Genomic DNA, 17,049 nt, shown 5'->3' with positions numbered 1-17,049 from the left:
AGGTTTTCACGCGACGGCATGCTCAGGCTCCGCGAACATGCCGCCATCACCACATCTGGGCGGAACGCCGGCATACGCCGGAACCGGCGGCGGATCATCGTCATCGTCATCTCGCCAGGGGTACCGTATCCAACCGCGCCTGGCTTTGTTGCGACGCCGGTCTGAAGACGGACTGCGGTCAACCGGTGCCCTGGCTGGCGGCTTGCGCCCGATCTCGTCCAGGGTGCGGAGCGCATGAAGAATCTCTCTGACCTGCGCAACGGCACCGCTGTCCAACTGGCGTAGGGCGGGATTGTCAGGAACCGCATTGGCGTCCGAAGCCCAGAAGGCGAGCAAAGCCCTCTTTTCGTCGATCGTCATTTCTTCGTTCAGGACGTCCTCCGGTGTACGCACGGCAGCGAATCCCGCAACGTGATCTGTCAGTTTGGATTCATGAAAACAGTAAGCTTGCGATCTCATCTCCATTCTCCGCGATCTGTGCCTCCCGGCCAAGCCGGGAGGCGGACCACAGACTGAGGTTTCCGGTATCAGGCCACCTTGCGTTGCGGCTCTGAATCTATGGACTGCTTGTTGCCGCTGTCCTGAAGCGGAACCGCTCTGGCTTCGGAGCCGATCTCGATGCGCCGAGGCTTGAGTTCATCGGGCACTTCGCGGACCAGGTCCACCGACAGCAGGCCATTATGAATATTGGCCGCCTTGACCTTGACGTGGTCCGCAAGTTTGAACACCTGCTTGAAGTTTCCTGTCGCAAGGCCGCGATGGAGGATTTCCCGATTTTGCTGATCGGGCTTCCTCTGTCCGGTCACGGACAATTCAGGGCCGTTCTGCACAAGCTCGACTTCGTCAACACCGAAGCCGGCGACGGCCATCGTGATACGATAATCGTTGTCGCCATTCTTCTCGATATTGTAGGGAGGCCAGTCGGAGCGCACGCCGTTTTCGAGCATGTCGAACAGTCGGTCGAAGCCGACCGTGGTGCGGTAAAGGGGGGAATAATCAAAGCTTCTCATAGCCATATCCTCCGTGAAGCAACATGGGTCGCGGCAGCGCCGCCGCGACGAACTATGTCGAGCCGAAGCCTCGACGGAAACGATCTGGGAATCACGTTTTTTTTGTTCAAGAGGTCGCCCGAATTTTTTTTGGAGCGGCACCACGGTCGTTCATGATCGGCATACGTCCGACTTTCGCGGCGAATTTTGCGGCGAAAGCGTTCGGTTCGAAGCGGGAAAATGGTTTCTGTGATGGAACGCCTGCCCGTGCGAGTGCGCGCCAGGTTCGGCCTCTGGTCAGGAGCGGTCACACGCCCAGCCACCTCTTGCGTGATGAGAGGGTTCTCAGCAGCCGCGCGGCGCGGAGCGGACTTGCTCGGTGAAGACTGGCGCAACCTCACGGGCAACTCAACGTGCAATCCGGACGCCTTTCCATCCACGCTCACAAAGCGCCTGAGCTCGCTCTGCAGCCGCACGCCGGTGTGTACCAGTGAAAGACATTTCTTTGCGTCGAAAACGAAACTATCGGGACGCAGCGAGAAGCGCGGCGTTGGGATCGTGAAGGGACGGCCGTCCCTGCCGCCGTAAGGCCGGCATCGGACAGGCTGTTATCGGAGTATCCGTCATGCGAACTCTCATCGTCATTGCGGCGTTTTCGCTGCTTGCCGGCCCCGCGTCGGCAGCCGATCACCTCTTCACCGCCACGTCGGCCGGGGGCCTGACGACCTCGAGCCAGCCGTTCATGAACGGCATAAACAACAGCGCGCCGACAGCCGACGCTGTGCCGGGCCAGGGCAGTCCGCTGTCGGGCGAGGAGCATACCGTACCGGCCACTGATACGCAGACCGGTGCCTCACTCAGGACCCCGCCGTCGGTGACTCAGGGTAAGACGGCACCATCGGCCAAAGCCCGGTAACAGCCCTGTCGCCTGACGGACGCGCAAGGCGGCACCCATCATCAGCGAGTGCCGCCCTCGGGTCCTAAGCGGACTGCACCCCCCGGAGGTTGATCGTCACTCGCGACCGCTGACCGGAACCGGCCAGGCCCGCGGCACGATGGACTAGCTCCACAGGTATTGCTCTGCGGCGCGGGCTCTATGGCCTGGACCTCAATACGCTGTCGCAGGTGGTGGCGGTCTGCTGCTGAACCCGGCAGTGACCTTCCAGCAGGGGCGCAAAAGGCGATCAATAGGCCATCTCAAAGGATTCGCCTGCGACGATTTTCTCTAACAGCCGCGTCACGGCGTGGGAGCCGCCGTGATCTGCAATCCACCTGCTTACCCGGCAGGCAGCTTTCGCGTACAGGCTGGCCGATGCCGCACTTTCAATCCAGGCGCTCCTCGTCGTCGGCAGCGCGCCATCCGGTTCAACCAGGCAACGATCGGGCGATGATATTGGCTTCAGGTAGCGGTCGTCATCCGAAACCAGGACCGCAACGCCCTCATCAAACCATTGCGGCACATCACGACGGAAAGTCTTGACCAGCCCGATCCGGACATGAAGTTCGATGTGCGACATCTCGTGTGATGCAATGGTAACGATCACGCCTTCGGGCGAGAGGAACAGCGCGAGATTGAGGACAGCCATGCCGCGCGATTTGCCACCGCCGATCATGCGGTAACAATTGTCGTCACCGCAGACGAAGATCTCGGGATTACTTTCTGTCGCCCCGTAGAACTGGCGAAGCCGTTCGCGAGCCATGGCGATTGTCTCAAGCGCTGCTGCCTGCTGCTGAGGCGTCATCCCCTCCTCGACATAGACTTGACCCGAGGCCTTTTTGAACCCCAGGCAGCTCGGGCACGCTATAGCGGCCGCCGTGGGATATGCGACCGCGAGGCCGGCGGCTGTCGTCACAATCAGAAGGATTGCGAGTGCGGTTGCTTTCATCGATCTCGACACCATGCTCCGTCAGTCCCGCGCGGGTATGAGCTTATACAGTGGCTTTCGCGGCGATGCGGGTTGGCGAGCCATCACGAAGCACAGAAGACGGAGAGCGCTAGGACCCGGCCGCATCGCCGACGCCGGACGAAACGGTGTTCAACTGAGAACGCGCGAGCAGATAGAATGCGGTGAGATGTGAGATCATCTGCAACGGCATATAGATGATCAGGAACGCGTACATGGCGCCGAGTTCGCCCGCGGCTGCAGGAAGATTGACCTGGACTGCGTGGTAGGAGTCGAGGGCAATGTCCGCCACCCCTATAAGGTTGAAGGCGAGCACGAGCAGCCAGAACAGCGGACGCATCCTGATCGCGAGCAGCGCCAGCATGGATAACGCCCCGGTCGCGAAGTTGCCATAGGCCGCGAACGTGGCGAAGCCGTCAGGCAGGTTGGAGCCGACGACCCCCGGAAGGAGAAAGGCAAGCCCGATGACGCGGAAAATGTGCACGGCCGCAATAGCACGTTGCGCATCGAAGTGATCCATCGCGTTGAGCCTTGGCCAGATGTACGCGCCAAAGAAAAGCAGCCACGAGACATACCCCAGGACGAGCTGGGTTAGGAACACGGTTTGCGACGACATGTGAGCTCCTATAAGCTGGTCTCGTTCGTCAATCCGCCGGCGGCCTCGAACGTCGCGTTCGGTGGCCGAGCAGCCTTCCTCGACTAAACGGTCCGAAGGAAGTCGATCATGGCGGCGTTCACCTGCGGCGCACGTTCTTGCTGGGTCCAATGACCGCAGCCCGGCAGCATGACTGCGGGCCGGAGCTTGGGAACCATTGCCGACTGTTTTGCGATGATCGGTTGAAATAGCTCCACGATCATGTCGTGTTCGCCCGCAATGTAGAGCGCCGGAACAGTCACCACCGCCTGGCTGAACGCGGCCATGAGCTCCCAACTGTGATCGATGTTGCGCCACCAGTTCAGAGCGCCGCGAAATCCGCTGCGCGTGAATTCCTCGACATAGATATCGATGTCGGCCTCACTGACCCAGGAAGGCAACGACACCGGATTGGTCAGGAAATCTCCGTTCCGGGGCACCATTCCGGCGGCAAATCCTCCGGCGCCTGCCTGTGGCGGGCTGTCGCCCGAGAGCGAGTAGAACATGGAACGGAAGGTGCGACGCAGGTCGCCTTCGAGCGCCGCCTCAGCCTCGGGGGTCTGGAAATAGAGTTGATAAAACAGGGCGTCCTTGGTGTGTGGCATCAGCGTCGTCGGCGGCCCTGAGTCGCCGAACCCTCGCGAGCGGAACGGCGGGCTGAGCGCGACAACAGCCCGGAAGCGATCGGGGCGCAGAAGCGCTGTTTGCCATGCTATCGCAGCACCGATGTCGTGGCCGGCGATCACGGCTTGTCTGGCGTCAAGGGCGTCGAGAAGGCCCACCATGTCGCCGATATTATGGAGAATCGTATATTTCTCCACATCCTCCGGGCGGTCGCTCCGCCCGTAGCCGCGCAAGTCGGGCGCTACCGCACGGAACCCGGCGTTCGCCAGCGCGCCAAGCTGGTGCCGCCAAGAATACCAGCATTCGGGAAAGCCGTGACAGAGGATGATAAGCGGACCTTCACCCTGTTCGGCCACGTGCAGCCGGATGCCGTTTGTCTCGATCATGCGATGCGTAACGTCGGGCATCGTCGGATCCACCCACGACGTCGGCTCTGGGCCGCCTACGGCGAGTTGAGCGGCAGCGGCTTCAAGTGGCTTTGCGAGAGTAGCGCCGACTGTCAGCGCGCCCCCTGCCAAGAGCACCTCGCGTCGGGAAAATGTCGCGTCGGCCATTGTGTGTCTCTCTTGATCCTCGCGCATCTGGAGCATCGACGACGTCGCAGGCTCGAATTGCGGCGCGAGTCCAGATTTCCACGGGAGAGGTACCGCCGCTCCCTGCGATCGACTATTGGCGATAACGTCGATGAGCTATGAAGTAGAACTTCACAATCAAGCGCTGAGCGCCGGACTCGCGCCTCGTTCGGGCGTGCCGTGAGTCCCGTAACTTTCAATGGACAGATCGATCCAGACCGATCCGACAGGATTGTTGGGCCCGGCAGCGTCGGGCGCGCAAATGTAAACTTCGGCACCGCTGGGGAGGCAGCAGACTTGCGTTGAGGGATATGTGCGGCCGCGTTTGAGATGGATACGGGCTCGAACTGCTTCGCTCAGAGGGGTTAGCGCGCTCCCCTCGCCGCCCCGGCCGCTGCGACCGGCTCCCGATAAGTGGTTCCGTAAGCAATTCCGGACGGAAACCGCTCACGCTTTTCCTGGAATTGCTCTTCCTGGAATTGCTCTTCCTGGAATTGCTCTGGTCCTTGCCACAAGTGCCAGTATCAGCACGGCCGGCATGGTCAGCATCGTCGTCTTGGCGCTTATGCCGACGCTGGTGGAGTTGATCAGCAATGCGAAAAAGAGCGGCAGGATCGCGCCACGGCCGCCGACCCGCAGCATCTCGATAAACCAGCTCAAGATGCCCAGCCACAGAACCGACGAGAAGACGAGACCATAGCGCAACAGGTGGCCAGCCCACGCGTTCTCGATACCCTCGCTGAGGCCGTTTATACGTACACTGGTCTCCAGTTCGTCCTGATTAAATCCGATGAGCAGTTCGCGCAGCCCGAAATTGTCGAACAGGCGAAACAACTGAATGCGAGTCGCCGCACTGCCGCTGTCATTGGTAAAACGCGCGAGGAAATTATCGAAATAGCCGAATTGGTACATTGCCGCGACAGCGACTACGCCAAGCGGTGCAAGAACGAGAATGGCGAGCAATGCGCGCACTGAAATCGCGCCGCCGCGCATCAGCTTCAAAATGAAGAGCAGGCCCATCACCGCCGCCACGCCATAGACAACAGCAAACGAGGTTCGGGCGCCGAGAAGCGGCATCGTCGCCATGCACAGGAGTATGATGGGCAGGCGCCAGCGCGGGCTCAGCCCGCGAACATCTTTCACAGTCATCAGGATCACCGCGTAGACGCCAGTGACCAGCGCACCACCAAGCGGGTGGCCAAGCAAAGCCGTGGCCCGATGATCCCAGGTCTGGACCCGATCCTCAATGAGGAAGGGAAACAGTCGCCACGATGTCAAGCCTTCGGCGATCGCAATCAGGCAATTGAGGACTATCAGCATGTGAAGGCAACGGGCAGCATAAAGCCGCAGCTTCTCGCCCGAGTCGCAAAACAGCATGGTAATAACGGCCGCGACCATCAACGCGTCGATCAGGAAGGAGGCGGATTGATCGGGCTTGTAACGGGAGATGAAGTACCAGAGCAGCAGGCAAGCGGCGAGCAGGCTGGTCGATCCGGCGCAACGAACGAGAAGGGAGACCGCGTAGCCGACCGGGTTTCGATTGGCGAGCACCGCCAGGACCAGCGCCAAGCCAAATGTGTAGGTTGCCGGATGGATCTTGGTGACGATCGATCCGCTCGATGAATCATACGGGATGCCGAGAAAGTCGAGCGCATAGTTTGATAGGGAGAATAAAAGTACCGTGGCCAGCAGAATGAGCGGATCGACCAACTGCCGCCAGGACGCAGGGTCGCCTTGCACCTCTAGAGGGAAATCGGCCACGTTCAGCCGATACTCTATTGATCCCATTGTCATTGACTTTCAGTGGCCGCGTTGGGCCGATGAATGCCTTTCGCCGCGTCGCAATTTCTTGGCCAGGGGAACTTCATGCGGCCTGATCGATAGCCACGTCCTTCTCAACCGACACCACCGAAACATCCATGTCGCCATCGCCGGCCAACGCATTTAAAGCCTGGCGTTCGCGTAGGCCAAACACACCGTCCCGCACCGCCAACACCGACCGGCTGGAATATCCGGCAATCACATCGGCCATGGGACCGGGGCTGGCCTCGAGTGTCCCTCCATTGACAACGATGTGGTCATATTCCTGAATTATCGCCCCAAGGACCGCTTCCACTTTTCCGGGCGACAGGCGCGCGACAGTATCCTTGCGCCCGGCGTTGAGCATCTGAAGTCCCGATTTACGGCCGATCCGGATCGCTTTCGCGACCGGGGATTCACCAATTGCTAGTTCTGCAAGTCCGGCTATGTCGGAAGGTGCATCAGACGCGAGATCGATGAAAATGACCTTCTGGTCGGCCGCCATTGCGTCTCGCGCCAACTCGAACGCGGCCTGACGGGCAAGGGCGGGATCATGGATGGAGACGACTGTTACAAGCCCGCCGCCGATGTCCGCCTTGGCAGGCTCCAAAGGCTGAGCCTGAGGACGCGCGGCGAGCGCGCCGGCAGCCAGATCCCGCAATATCGCGGCAAAGACGCCTATGAACAAGCCCAACAGTCCGGCGGCGATAAGCAGCGGCAACTTAGGTGGATACGAGGACGAACCTGGAACCGCCGCTTCAGCGATAATACGGGCATTGGGCGGTGAAATATTTTCCTGCTCGGCGGTTTCCTTGGCGCGGACCATAAACGCCTCGTAGACGACCTTGCTGGACTGCGCCTTGCGCTCAAGTTCACGCAGCTTGATCAGATCCTGGTTGGTATCGAAGGAAGCTGTCTTGGCGGCATTAAGGTCTCCGGTGACCTTGTTCAGCGTGTCAACAGCTGCGCGATAGTCGTCTTGCGCGGCTTGCACCAGCCGCTCACTTTCCGCACGGATTGTCGCGCGAGCTTGCATAACCTGCCCTTCGGCAGCCGTGACGCGCGGATGACGTGGTCCGAGGATCTGCTGGAGCTCGGCCAAGTTTCGCTGCGCCTCGCCAAGCTGGGTGCGCAGGTCGACCATGGCGCTGTCGGTACCGGTGATGACCGTGCTGACATCTCCGCGCGTCTTCAGCGCGGCCTGCATAACCTCGAACCGGGCCTTTGTTTCGTTGACTCGCGCAGCACTAGCCGACTGGCGAGCCGAAAGGTCCGTCAGTTCGCGATCGCCGAGCAATCGTCCGTCCGATTCCGAAACATTGTGGTCGCGCTTGAAGGCTTCGACCTCTTCCTCCGAGCTATTCAACTCGCTTTGCAATTGTGCGAGGCGGTCACGGATCGACGTGCTGGCGTCGCGTGCGGTGCCGGAAGTTGTTTCGGCCTGATAGCCCAAATAAGCGGCAGCCACGGCGTTCGCGAGACGAGCCGACTTGATGGCTTCTTTGCTGGTGACGCTGATCTGAAGCACGTAAGTGTTTTCGGGCCGCACGACCTTGGTCGCTTGCGCCAGCGCTTCAAGCGCAACGACGGAGGGATCTTGCCCGCTTTTGATGGCGGATATGAATTCCGGATCCGTGGCAAGACCGCTGCTCTGGACAACCCGCTTGAGCACCGCTTCCGAGGTGATCACCTCGATCTGGCTTTCCACCAGCGCCATGTCGGAGCCGAAGCCTTGCTGCACCACCTCGTTCTGCATGACCCGCTGCTCACGCGGGTCGATAAGGATGCGCGACGTCGCTGTATACCGCGGCGAAATCAGGAACAACGCCAACAGTCCCAAGGCGACGAAGGTCAGCGTGAACGAAAGAACGATCCAGCGCCGGCGGATTAGCGTATCGGCAAGGCCGAGCAAATCCACCGAGGTATCGACCTGCGCTCGCCTGACGGCAGATCGATCGCGTGAAATGCCGCCCATGGAGGTCGCCATAGTCTCGTCTCCACCGCACTAAAATCATCGTGCGCATATCGCCAATAATCCATGCGCGGATATGCTTAATATCGGGTTACAGGATATTCCTCAGCCGCGATGCCGGAGCCACCCTCATCGGGAAGACGCCGGTCAGGGCGAGGTCTCAGTCCGGGATCTGACTGACATCTGGTCAGCGACGGATGTGCTCCCAAGGAGAGGCCTCATGCGGCTCCTCAATCGTGCCGTAGTCCGTGGAAGCACCCTTCGAAAATCCACGTCCGACATAGGCTGAGCTTGCAATTTTAGCTTGTCCGTTGCTTGAAGATTGCATCAGTTCGGCCACGCTGGCGTGCAGTTCGGCGAGCTCGGCATGAATGCTGTGGATGGTTTCAGCAGTATTCTCATCCTGGTCTTGGAATATCTCGTTGTCATGAGGAAAGTAGTCCAGTTCCAGTGGATCAAGGAGCCGTAGTCTGGCAGGCGAGCCGGCAAAATCGTCATCCCCGTAGATCACGCCGGTCTGTGAAGCCGCTATATTGCCGCTCCTCTTGCGCAGCAAATTGGTGATCAAGGACAGCAATCTCAATTTTTTCTCGCTCGACGGTGGCAAATCTGAGTTTTCACCCGGCCTGACGGCTGTGTTTCGCGCGTTGGACATTCCGCGATATCCATGAAGATAAAAAGCCTCTCCCAATTGGTATGCCAGTTTGGGAAATAAAGAATTAAAGTGCCGGCTGTCGATTGGCCGTCGAGCAGGCCCCAGGTCCCTACCGCCCATCGGCGGCGGGGCTTAACAACTGTGTGACGTGCTCGACAAGCCGAGAGCGTGCATGGGCCGGCGTCAATGTATGATCGGCGGCATCCAGACGCACGAGAGTGACACCTTGCATGCGCCTCAAACGCTCGCCGTCCGGCCCGAAGTGACGAGCAATTTCATCCAGGCTCCGATCGCTTTCGGCGCTTACCACCAAGACGCGCGTTCCACGCGCGGTCAGATTTTTCATCCAGGTTTCCACGGACTGGCTTCCCGAACCGCGCCTGCGCCAAAAATTGGACGTCGTGGATTTCGACAGTTCCAGGCCGAAGCGCAGGGTGCGCCCACCAAGTCTCGACAAGAGCGCTTTCAAGCGAGGTGATCTCAAGGCCGTCCCGTGTGAATGCGGCTCAGCCACATCCGCCTCGCCGGCGCCGTCCTCTGGTTTGAGTGAGCCACGCGCATTGTCCCTGACTTTCGACAGTTCCATGTCCAGGGCATATGAACTGTTCCATGCGAAGCACAAAGGATTGACCATGGTCAACGAGGCAATACGGCGATCGAATCGCGCGGCATGGAACGCCTGATAGGCCCCGGCGCATGTGCCGATCGCGCTGACCTGATCAAATCCATGCTGCTCGAGCCAGTTTACAATACGCAGCATGTCATCGCGGCCGCGCTCATCGTAGAGAAACAGCCGCTTCTCGTCCGGCGTCCCGCTCTGGCCGAGGCCCGGCAGATCGACCCTCAGCGAGGCTATGCCATCTCGGGCGAGTGAACGCGCCATGTCGACCGCACCACGTGCCCAACCGATATGCGGTATCGCGCCGGCATTGAGGATAAGGGCGACCTGTCCCTGGGGCTTGGCCTGGGCAGGCATGCACAGCACGCCGCAAATCTCCGGCGCGGGCGCGAGGACCAGTGGCCATTCGTTATATCCACCCGCCGCCAGAAACACTGGCGCGGTGGCCACCGGCTCGTGGGAAGCCGCGCCGACGGGCTTTCGGCGCTCGACTGCCCACCCCACGACCATCTCAAGGGTGGATTGCGGGATGTCGTTGGCGGTCGGGTTGCTCATCAGCCGGGCAAAACCGGCAAATGTCTCGATCCGCACGCTGCCACCGGCCGCGGCCACGCCTTCGGCGAGCGCCGAATGCGACGTGGCGGGTTGTGTCGTCACAAGGAGAACATCCTGGCGCAAGGAACCGGCGAGTTCACGCCACTCAAGCGTCCGCAGATCCGCGATCGTCTCGGCGCTCATCCTGAAGCCGGCGGTTTCGATGCCGTCGAATGGCTCGACCTCAGTGCCGTATGGCGGCAGGGCTGCGTCGATCATTCTTGCCAGGCCTGCCATCTCGCGCACATAGGCCTTGCCCGATATTGGCGGCGCAAGCAGTGCCAGACCGGCAACGTCATCCCGTCCGACTATGGCCGATGGAGCAAGGAGAGCACCGAGACGGAAGCCGATCACCAGCACATCGGTCACGCCGGTTTCGGCTTTCAGTCGCGCTATCGCCGTCTCGATGCTCGACACCCAGGCAGCCACGCGATGGGGCTCGGTGTGATCGCCGGTGGCGTCTCCACAACCTGGATAGTCGAATTGCAGAACCGGTAGACCAGCTTGGGCCAACCGCCTTGCCATCAACGTGAGAAAACGCCGGCTGCAAAGGTCTTCGAAACCGTGCGCGCCCGCTATAACCACGCCCCGGCTGTCCCCTGCGGGATGAACCCAGCCGACAGTCCCTTCGAAGACGATCGGCCTCACGAAATGCCCCTGGCTGCACCCTTTTTAGGGAACGGCTCGGTCAGGTCGAAAACAACAGGTTGCTGCGCATTGAGGGCTGTAACGGTCCCGATAGGCATCGGTGCGCCTGTCAACGCGACCAGCCGCACTGTTTTTTCGCGACCAGGCAACAGATGAAAATAATCCTCTTCGGCCCGATAATGGGGACCGCCGACATGGACATAATACGCGGCTCTGTCGCAGGCGAGCCGAAGTCGCCAGCAATCGCTGCCAGGTTCGATCTTGGCGCGAAGGCCGACATCGCACCGTTTCGTCATGATATTGGGCAGAACATGGAAGGCTTCCGCCAACTGGGTTCCCTGCGAATCCGTAAACTGCCCCACGCTCAACTCATGCGCAACCGGACCGAAGCGATAGGCGTAAGAGATATCGAAGAACGCACCGAACAGCTCGAAGGCCGAAACCGTCACGGCATCATGCGCCGCAACCGCGATCTCGCGTTTGCCTGTGACGACCGGTGTCAAACCATCGCGCAGGCAGGTCAGGGTGAGCCTGCCTTCAACCAGGTCCGGTCCATCGTTGATCACATGCACATAGAGGCCGTTCAAGCCTTCATCGCTAAGGATCAGGCGCAGCGGATGGAAGGCCCGCTTCATCGCATGCCAAACCGATTTTGGCCGGCCGGTCGCATCGATCGCACCCCAGCCGGCGCCGACGGCCAGATCTTTCCAGAACAAGGTCAGTGCACCCGCCGTCGGCGAGGCCGGTCGGCGCCATTCGTCAATCGTGCGCTCCACAATCTCGGCCGTCACGGCACGCGAGAGGTCGAGGTAGCGTGCACCGTCCTGCAGCCTCAACGCACGGGCGTCGACGCCGAAGACGTTTTCCAGATAGTGGTCGCGTACATCCTCGAAATCCCAAGACGCCCCAACGTCCCTCGGCGTCGCGGCTTTCCAGCGTGGGTCATGCACGGGCGCAACGGCCAGGAAGGCGTCCAGCGTCTCCTGATCCGGCACGTTGGCGAAGGCAAGGCACTCGCTGGCGAAGCGGACCTCGGCACGGCGCGCATCCTCCAGCGGCCGGCAATAAGCGCCCACGCCGTAATAATGCACCGGTCCGGCTTCAGCGGTGAAAGACAGGCTGCCGCCATGCGGCGAGGAAGCAACCTGCACGAGATCAGGTCTAATGGCGCCCGCAAGCGGCCTCACCACCGTGTCGAACCATGGCGTCGGGTCCATGGACGCTGGAATTCCCATCATCGACGCCTGCTGGGCGATTTCGCTGCCGCCGCAAATCACAGCAAGCGAAGGCGAGTGCCGCAATCGTCGCAGCAATGCTTCTACCTCCGCCGCCAGCGCAGCGCACCATTCGTCATCCCGGGCGGGATAGTCGAAATTCGCCAGCATCAAATCCTGCCAGACGAGTATGCCGAGTTCGTCACACAGGGCATGAAAGGCGTTGGATTCATAGACGAAGGGGCCGGCGACACGCAGCATGTTCACACCGGCATCACTTGCCAGGCGCAAGGCGGCGTCCAAAGGCGCCGCGCTCCCGTCCAAGGACACTATGTCCGACGGTGTCCAAACCGCGCCGCGACAAAAGACCGGGATGCCGTTGACGATCAGCCGAAAGTCGCGCCCGTCACGGCCGCGATCCAGCTCCAGGCGTCGAAAGCCGACACGTCCGAGGTTTACCTCGTTACTCCCGATGGTAGCGCTGACACCATGAAGATCCGGCGTTCCATGGCTGTGCGGCCACCAAGCCGCAATGTTGGCGATGTCAAGGCGCGCATTCAGCTTCTCGCCATCGCTGGTGAGCGTCGCGGTTTTTCCGGCACAGCTGATAAAGGCGGTTTCGCCGTCGACAAGCGGCGTGAAGAGCGTCAGCTCGACATCGAGCCTGCCTGTAGTCCCTTCGAGATCGGAATGCATGTCGACGCTAGCGACGCGCGAAGCCAAATTCTCGCGCACCAGCAGAACCGGCCGCCATGCGCCGACCACGTCGAAGGCCGGGCACCAGCCCGGCATGTGGCCAAGCAGGGTCGTGCGAACGAGCCGCAAGCGCTGATCGTCAATCATGCGCGCCTTCCAGCGGGCCCGCGGACCCTTGAGGCCGTCCATATAGGCGTCAAGACTGCGAAACGCGATGGCAAGCATTTCGCCGCCTTTCAGCGTCAGCGACGTCTGACAAGGCGCGAACATGGAGGTGGAGACAAGGACCAATCGATCGTCGATGTAGATTTCGGCAATCGTCGCAAGGCCTTCGAAGACAAGCCGCACCGGCCCGCTGGCTTCAAGGCGACAGCGATACCAGATGTCCTTGTCGTGCAATGGCATCGGTGCTTGCCGATCCCAAAGGCCGCCCGCCTCGAGCGCCGCCGCCGCGGTACCAGGACATGTGGCGCGCAGCCATGTTGCCGAAGGGTCAGCATCGCCCGGCCCGCGCCATGCACCAGCCGGCGTCAGGGCAAGCTGCCATCCTGCTTCCAGCAACTCAGCTGAATCGGCGACGGAGATCACTGTCGTCATGGATCTGATCCAGGCTACGGCAGCCGAATTCCGCTCGCCGTTCAGGCCGCCTCCGCCAGGGTTGCCATGCGCGCGTCAAGCACGTTGATGATAACATCATAAGCGCTGGCCATCGGTTCCAGCGTCGCCTCCAGGCCATCGAAACGCCCGCGCGCCATGGCCCTGGCGAGTTTGAACTGCATGACCTTGGCGCCTTCGGCGATATCGCCGGCGGCCTTGGCCGCTTGCTCGAAACTCTCGCGGCGATTTTTCCCGAGCCACTCCAGATGGCTGCCGAGAAGCTCGAAATTCGCGCCTAGCTGCCGCAACGTGTTGAAGGAGTAGATATGAAAATACTCCGGCGGGCGGTGGATCAGCATATCGACATGGCGGCCGAACGCAGCAGCGTAGGATCGCAACGGATTGTGCTTCGGGCGGCGTGACAGGTGATGTGAGAGCAGTGTCGCGGCTGCTCGTGCCATGTCTTCCGGCGGCTGCGTGACGCCGAATTTCACGAACTCCGCGTAGGGAAACAGTGGCAACGAGCCCGCGCTTGCAAGGTCCGCGCCGCCGAAGATGCCTTCATAGTCCTCACCACCCAGTGCGAAGACACCATCATTGTGAAAATAGACCATCCGCTGCGTCCGCGGATCGACCTCATTGATACCGATGGTCGTCTTGGAATGGGCCGCGCGATAGGTGATTCCCCTTGTGTCGGGCAGGTAGAAAGCATCGACTTCCACCAGCGGCAGGCGTCCGAGGTCGATCTGCGTCGCAACATGCGTTTCCAGCCGGTCGAAGATCGCCAGTTCCTGGATATCGAGACCCGCAAGCCGCTGCAGATCGGCGATCGGAAACTTGAAGAAGGTGAACTGATCGCCTTCGAAATCCTGGGCAAGGGTAAAGCCGAGCGCGGCCACCGGGTCATGGCCGGTCGCATGCATGACTTCAATCAGCAGGTCGACGTAGCAATTTGTCTGCGGCCAGCGTCGTTCGGCGCTGTGCAATTCATGCGGCCTGTAGCCCGCCGGGTCGAGACCGGGGATCACGGCGTTCATGTCAGGCATCCCAGAGAACCGCGCGGACAGCCGGCGGCCAGGCATTAGCGTCGGGGCCATGATGACGAAACAGCGCCAGCGCCACCCGTTCCAGGCCGAAGCCGACGCAGGCCGAATGGCACAGGCTGCCATCGGCGAACTTCAATCCCCAGGTCTGGCCGAAATGATCCTGGTGATAGTTGAAACTCAGGCAGGCTGTCGGCTTTTCCTGGCTGCTCACCGGTATCAGCAGCTCGAACTTCAGCCCCTGGTCGCGCTGGTTGTTGGCCAGCATCTTGCCGCCGCGACCGAAGAACGGGTCGTTGGCAAGATCCAGCTCACAAGGCAACTCCAGCGACTCGATCATCGCCTTGCCACGCTCAAGCCAGCTCTGGCGAAACGCATGCACATGATCGGCCGTACCGATGCAGACGAATTCCCGCATTCGGAAAAGCTGCATGCGGGCCGGGTCCTGCGATGGCTCATGCCGGAAACAATAGGATGAGAGTTCAAACAGGAGACCGTCCATCGGAACTGGTCCGCGCGCGGCGACCGTCGGATAAAGCGGATAGCAAGCAGCAGGCGTCAGCGCCAACTCCGTTGGCTGCTGCAGTTCGGTCCAGTCCTGGCCGGCGTCCATCATGCCAAGCAGCTTGGCATGGTCGCGCTCGCCGCCCATGAAGGAGTGCACACACCCGGCAAGCTGCGGAAAGCTTTTCATGTAGCCGCTTTTTTCCAGCGTCGCGCGGCTCATGCCAGGCGGAAAGTGGATACGGGTAGGCTTGTCGACCGCGCCGAGGCGCGTGACCAGGCGCTCGAAACGTTCGATGACTTCCTCGAACATGCCGGAGCGGCCATAGAGGCCGTCGACGCCGGTCTCAAACAGGATGCCGTTATCGAACAGCTTGTCGAGCAGGTCCTTTGAGGTGAATGTCCCGGTATCCATCTCAACCTCCCAGCCCGGCATCGAAGCGGCTCATCAGGAGCAGCGTCGATGTGTTCGCATGAATGCGGTCGTTCGAAATCATCACTGTAGCGGAGGTGATGTCGCGCAGATGCCGGCCGACGCTGAACGGCGTGCCGTTCTTATAGCCAAGGATGCCGCAGATCAGCATTGCGAGCCGCACGATTTCGCCCGCCTTTTCGCTCGCGGCCACCTTCAGCGCGTTGATTTCAGCGGCAAAGCCTATCGAGGAGAGATCGTCCTCATTGCGTTCGGCGATCTCAAAACGGCGGATGGCGGCAACGAGATGTCCCTTCATTTCCTGCAGCTTGGCGGCTGCCTCCGACAGGCGGAGCGCGCCTGGCGGCGTCAGGTTTGGCTGCTTGCGGGCGGCTTGCTTGACGAAGGCCTGGGCACGCCCGAAGGCATCGGCCGCGATGCCAAACCATGTCGCTGCCCAGTAGATGTGCGAACTCGCCAGCATTGATTGGGCAGCGATCTCCGAAAACGGCTTGGTGAATATCTGCGCGGCATCGCCGGTTGCGGTCAGCAGAAAGCCGTCGGAACAGGTGCCGCGCATGCCGAGCGTGTCCCAAACGGACTTGCGCTCCAGCGTGCGGTTGGCGTCGGCGGGTATGACGATCATGGACTGATCGGTGCCGGCTGCGTCCGGTGCCCGGCGCGCTGTGGCCAGGATGGCGTCGGCAAAGGCGCCGTAGGAAATCACGGTCGCATCCTTGGTCAACGAGAAGCGGCCATCGATGACGTTGAGCGCGCAGATAGAATTGCGAAGATCGCCACCAATGCCCGCCTCGGAGGTAGCGGATGCCATCAGCAGCTGCTCGCTCGCAATGCGACGCATGTAGGCACGATGCCATTCGCTGCCGGTCCCATGGCTGGCCAAGCTCGCAATCTGAATCTGGTGCATGCCATAGATCATCGCGCTGGAACCGCAGGCCTGCGCCAGCTGGACGATCAGGTCGGCAATAGCGGCATGGCCCATTCCCTGGCCGCCGAATTCAATCGGCACAGCCACGCCAAGAAGGCTTTCCTGCTTCAATGCATCGAAGACTTCGTGGGGGAAACGGGCGTCGCGATCGACGGAATCGGCCGCCTTGGCCGCAACCTCGGCAACACGGGCCATGCGCGCCGTGGGGGCGTCACTGTGCATGCCGGCAGGGGCGACGCCAATTGCTTTCGCGACATTCATGGTCAGACTGCCTGCCTCGCAAGTTTGGAGACCGCCTCGGCGATGTTGGCAAGCGAGGCGAATGTGCGCCGTGTCAACATTTCCTCTGGAAATTCGGTGTCGAATTCCTCCTCGATCGCCAGCATGATCTGGACGGAGGCGAACGACGTCATCCCCGCATCATAAAGGTTGTCATGATCGGAGAGTGTTTCGATGTTGAATGAAAGCGCCTCGTTGCGGGCGAAAAGTGCACGAATACGATTGATCATCTGTCCAAGTCTCCCTGTCTGGAAGATACGCTTCAACTCTAGCGGCGCAGTTAATGCGAAATCGTATCCGCGATTATGCTTAACCAACGACTTCCGGATCCATTATAATGCCTA

At 60.8% G+C, this 17,049-nt stretch carries 15 protein-coding genes and 1 pseudogene; 1 reads left to right on the top strand and 15 read right to left on the bottom strand.

Annotated features, from left to right (window positions below; all coding sequences use genetic code 11):
• Window positions 1-6 precede the first annotated feature (6 nt).
• Together FJ960_RS00510 and FJ960_RS00505 are read right to left on the bottom strand one after the other, a co-directional pair.
• A complete protein-coding gene (locus FJ960_RS00510) occupies window positions 7-459 on the bottom strand; it encodes a hypothetical protein (protein ID WP_140711423.1) in 453 nt (150 codons plus the stop codon).
• A 68-nt stretch (window positions 460-527) separates the two neighbouring features.
• The gene (locus tag FJ960_RS00505; protein ID WP_140711422.1) at window positions 528-1,010 is read right to left on the bottom strand and encodes an Hsp20 family protein; all 483 of its coding nucleotides are present in this window, start codon (window positions 1,008-1,010) and stop codon (window positions 528-530) included.
• A gap of 604 nt (window positions 1,011-1,614) precedes the next feature.
• Here FJ960_RS00505 and FJ960_RS00500 point away from each other — a divergent pair.
• Window positions 1,615-1,905, top strand: a complete 291-nt coding sequence (locus tag FJ960_RS00500) for a hypothetical protein (RefSeq protein WP_140711421.1) — start codon at window positions 1,615-1,617, stop codon at window positions 1,903-1,905.
• Between the two features lie 268 nt (window positions 1,906-2,173).
• Here FJ960_RS00500 and FJ960_RS00495 read toward each other — a convergent pair whose 3' ends face one another.
• The 13 genes and pseudogenes from FJ960_RS00495 to FJ960_RS00435 form a co-directional block, all read right to left on the bottom strand.
• Window positions 2,174-2,875, bottom strand: a complete 702-nt coding sequence (locus tag FJ960_RS00495) for a hypothetical protein (RefSeq protein ID WP_140711420.1) — start codon at window positions 2,873-2,875, stop codon at window positions 2,174-2,176.
• Between the two features lie 109 nt (window positions 2,876-2,984).
• Window positions 2,985-3,509, bottom strand: a complete 525-nt coding sequence (locus FJ960_RS00490; protein ID WP_140502751.1) for a hypothetical protein — start codon at window positions 3,507-3,509, stop codon at window positions 2,985-2,987.
• 83 nt (window positions 3,510-3,592) lie between these two features.
• Window positions 3,593-4,705, bottom strand: coding sequence for an alpha/beta hydrolase (locus FJ960_RS00485; protein ID WP_246672569.1), 1,113 nt, complete (start codon window positions 4,703-4,705; stop codon window positions 3,593-3,595).
• Window positions 4,706-4,891: 186 nt separating this feature from the next.
• Window positions 4,892-4,969, bottom strand: a pseudogene (locus FJ960_RS29725) (L,D-transpeptidase); the annotation flags it as partial.
• A gap of 201 nt (window positions 4,970-5,170) precedes the next feature.
• On the bottom strand, window positions 5,171-6,517 hold the full coding sequence (locus FJ960_RS00475) for a VpsF family polysaccharide biosynthesis protein (RefSeq protein WP_140711419.1): 1,347 nt from the start codon (window positions 6,515-6,517) through the stop codon (window positions 5,171-5,173).
• A 70-nt stretch (window positions 6,518-6,587) separates the two neighbouring features.
• Window positions 6,588-8,510: a GumC family protein gene (locus FJ960_RS00470; protein WP_140711418.1), complete on the bottom strand. Its 1,923-nt coding sequence runs from the start codon at window positions 8,508-8,510 to the stop codon at window positions 6,588-6,590.
• A 172-nt stretch (window positions 8,511-8,682) separates the two neighbouring features.
• Complete coding sequence (locus tag FJ960_RS00465) at window positions 8,683-9,150, bottom strand: hypothetical protein (protein WP_140502747.1); 468 nt, start codon at window positions 9,148-9,150, stop codon at window positions 8,683-8,685.
• A 109-nt stretch (window positions 9,151-9,259) separates the two neighbouring features.
• Window positions 9,260-11,011: an alpha/beta fold hydrolase gene (locus tag FJ960_RS00460; protein WP_140711417.1), complete on the bottom strand. Its 1,752-nt coding sequence runs from the start codon at window positions 11,009-11,011 to the stop codon at window positions 9,260-9,262.
• Window positions 11,008-13,518 carry a glycoside hydrolase family 2 protein gene (locus tag FJ960_RS00455; RefSeq protein WP_140711416.1) on the bottom strand — a complete coding sequence of 837 codons (2,511 nt, stop codon included), beginning with the start codon at window positions 13,516-13,518 and terminating at the stop codon, window positions 11,008-11,010. The genes FJ960_RS00460 and FJ960_RS00455 overlap by 4 nt, the downstream gene beginning before the upstream one ends.
• A 41-nt stretch (window positions 13,519-13,559) precedes the next feature.
• The gene (locus FJ960_RS00450; RefSeq protein WP_140711415.1) at window positions 13,560-14,555 is read right to left on the bottom strand and encodes a DUF1839 family protein; all 996 of its coding nucleotides are present in this window, start codon (window positions 14,553-14,555) and stop codon (window positions 13,560-13,562) included.
• A gap of 1 nt (window position 14,556) precedes the next feature.
• A complete protein-coding gene (locus FJ960_RS00445; protein ID WP_140711414.1) occupies window positions 14,557-15,480 on the bottom strand; it encodes an amino acid--[acyl-carrier-protein] ligase in 924 nt (307 codons plus the stop codon).
• Between the two features lies 1 nt (window position 15,481).
• Window positions 15,482-16,687, bottom strand: a complete 1,206-nt coding sequence (locus FJ960_RS00440) for an acyl-CoA dehydrogenase family protein (protein WP_140711413.1) — start codon at window positions 16,685-16,687, stop codon at window positions 15,482-15,484.
• Between the two features lie 2 nt (window positions 16,688-16,689).
• A complete protein-coding gene (locus FJ960_RS00435) occupies window positions 16,690-16,935 on the bottom strand; it encodes an acyl carrier protein (protein WP_027144021.1) in 246 nt (81 codons plus the stop codon).
• Between the last annotated feature and the right edge of the window lie 114 nt (window positions 16,936-17,049).

Source organism: Mesorhizobium sp. B2-3-11 (assembly GCF_006442215.1).
GTDB lineage: Bacteria > Pseudomonadota > Alphaproteobacteria > Rhizobiales > Rhizobiaceae > Mesorhizobium > Mesorhizobium salmacidum.
The sequence above is the reverse complement of the archived record's forward strand: the minus strand, read 5'-3'. Positions and strand labels throughout refer to the sequence as shown.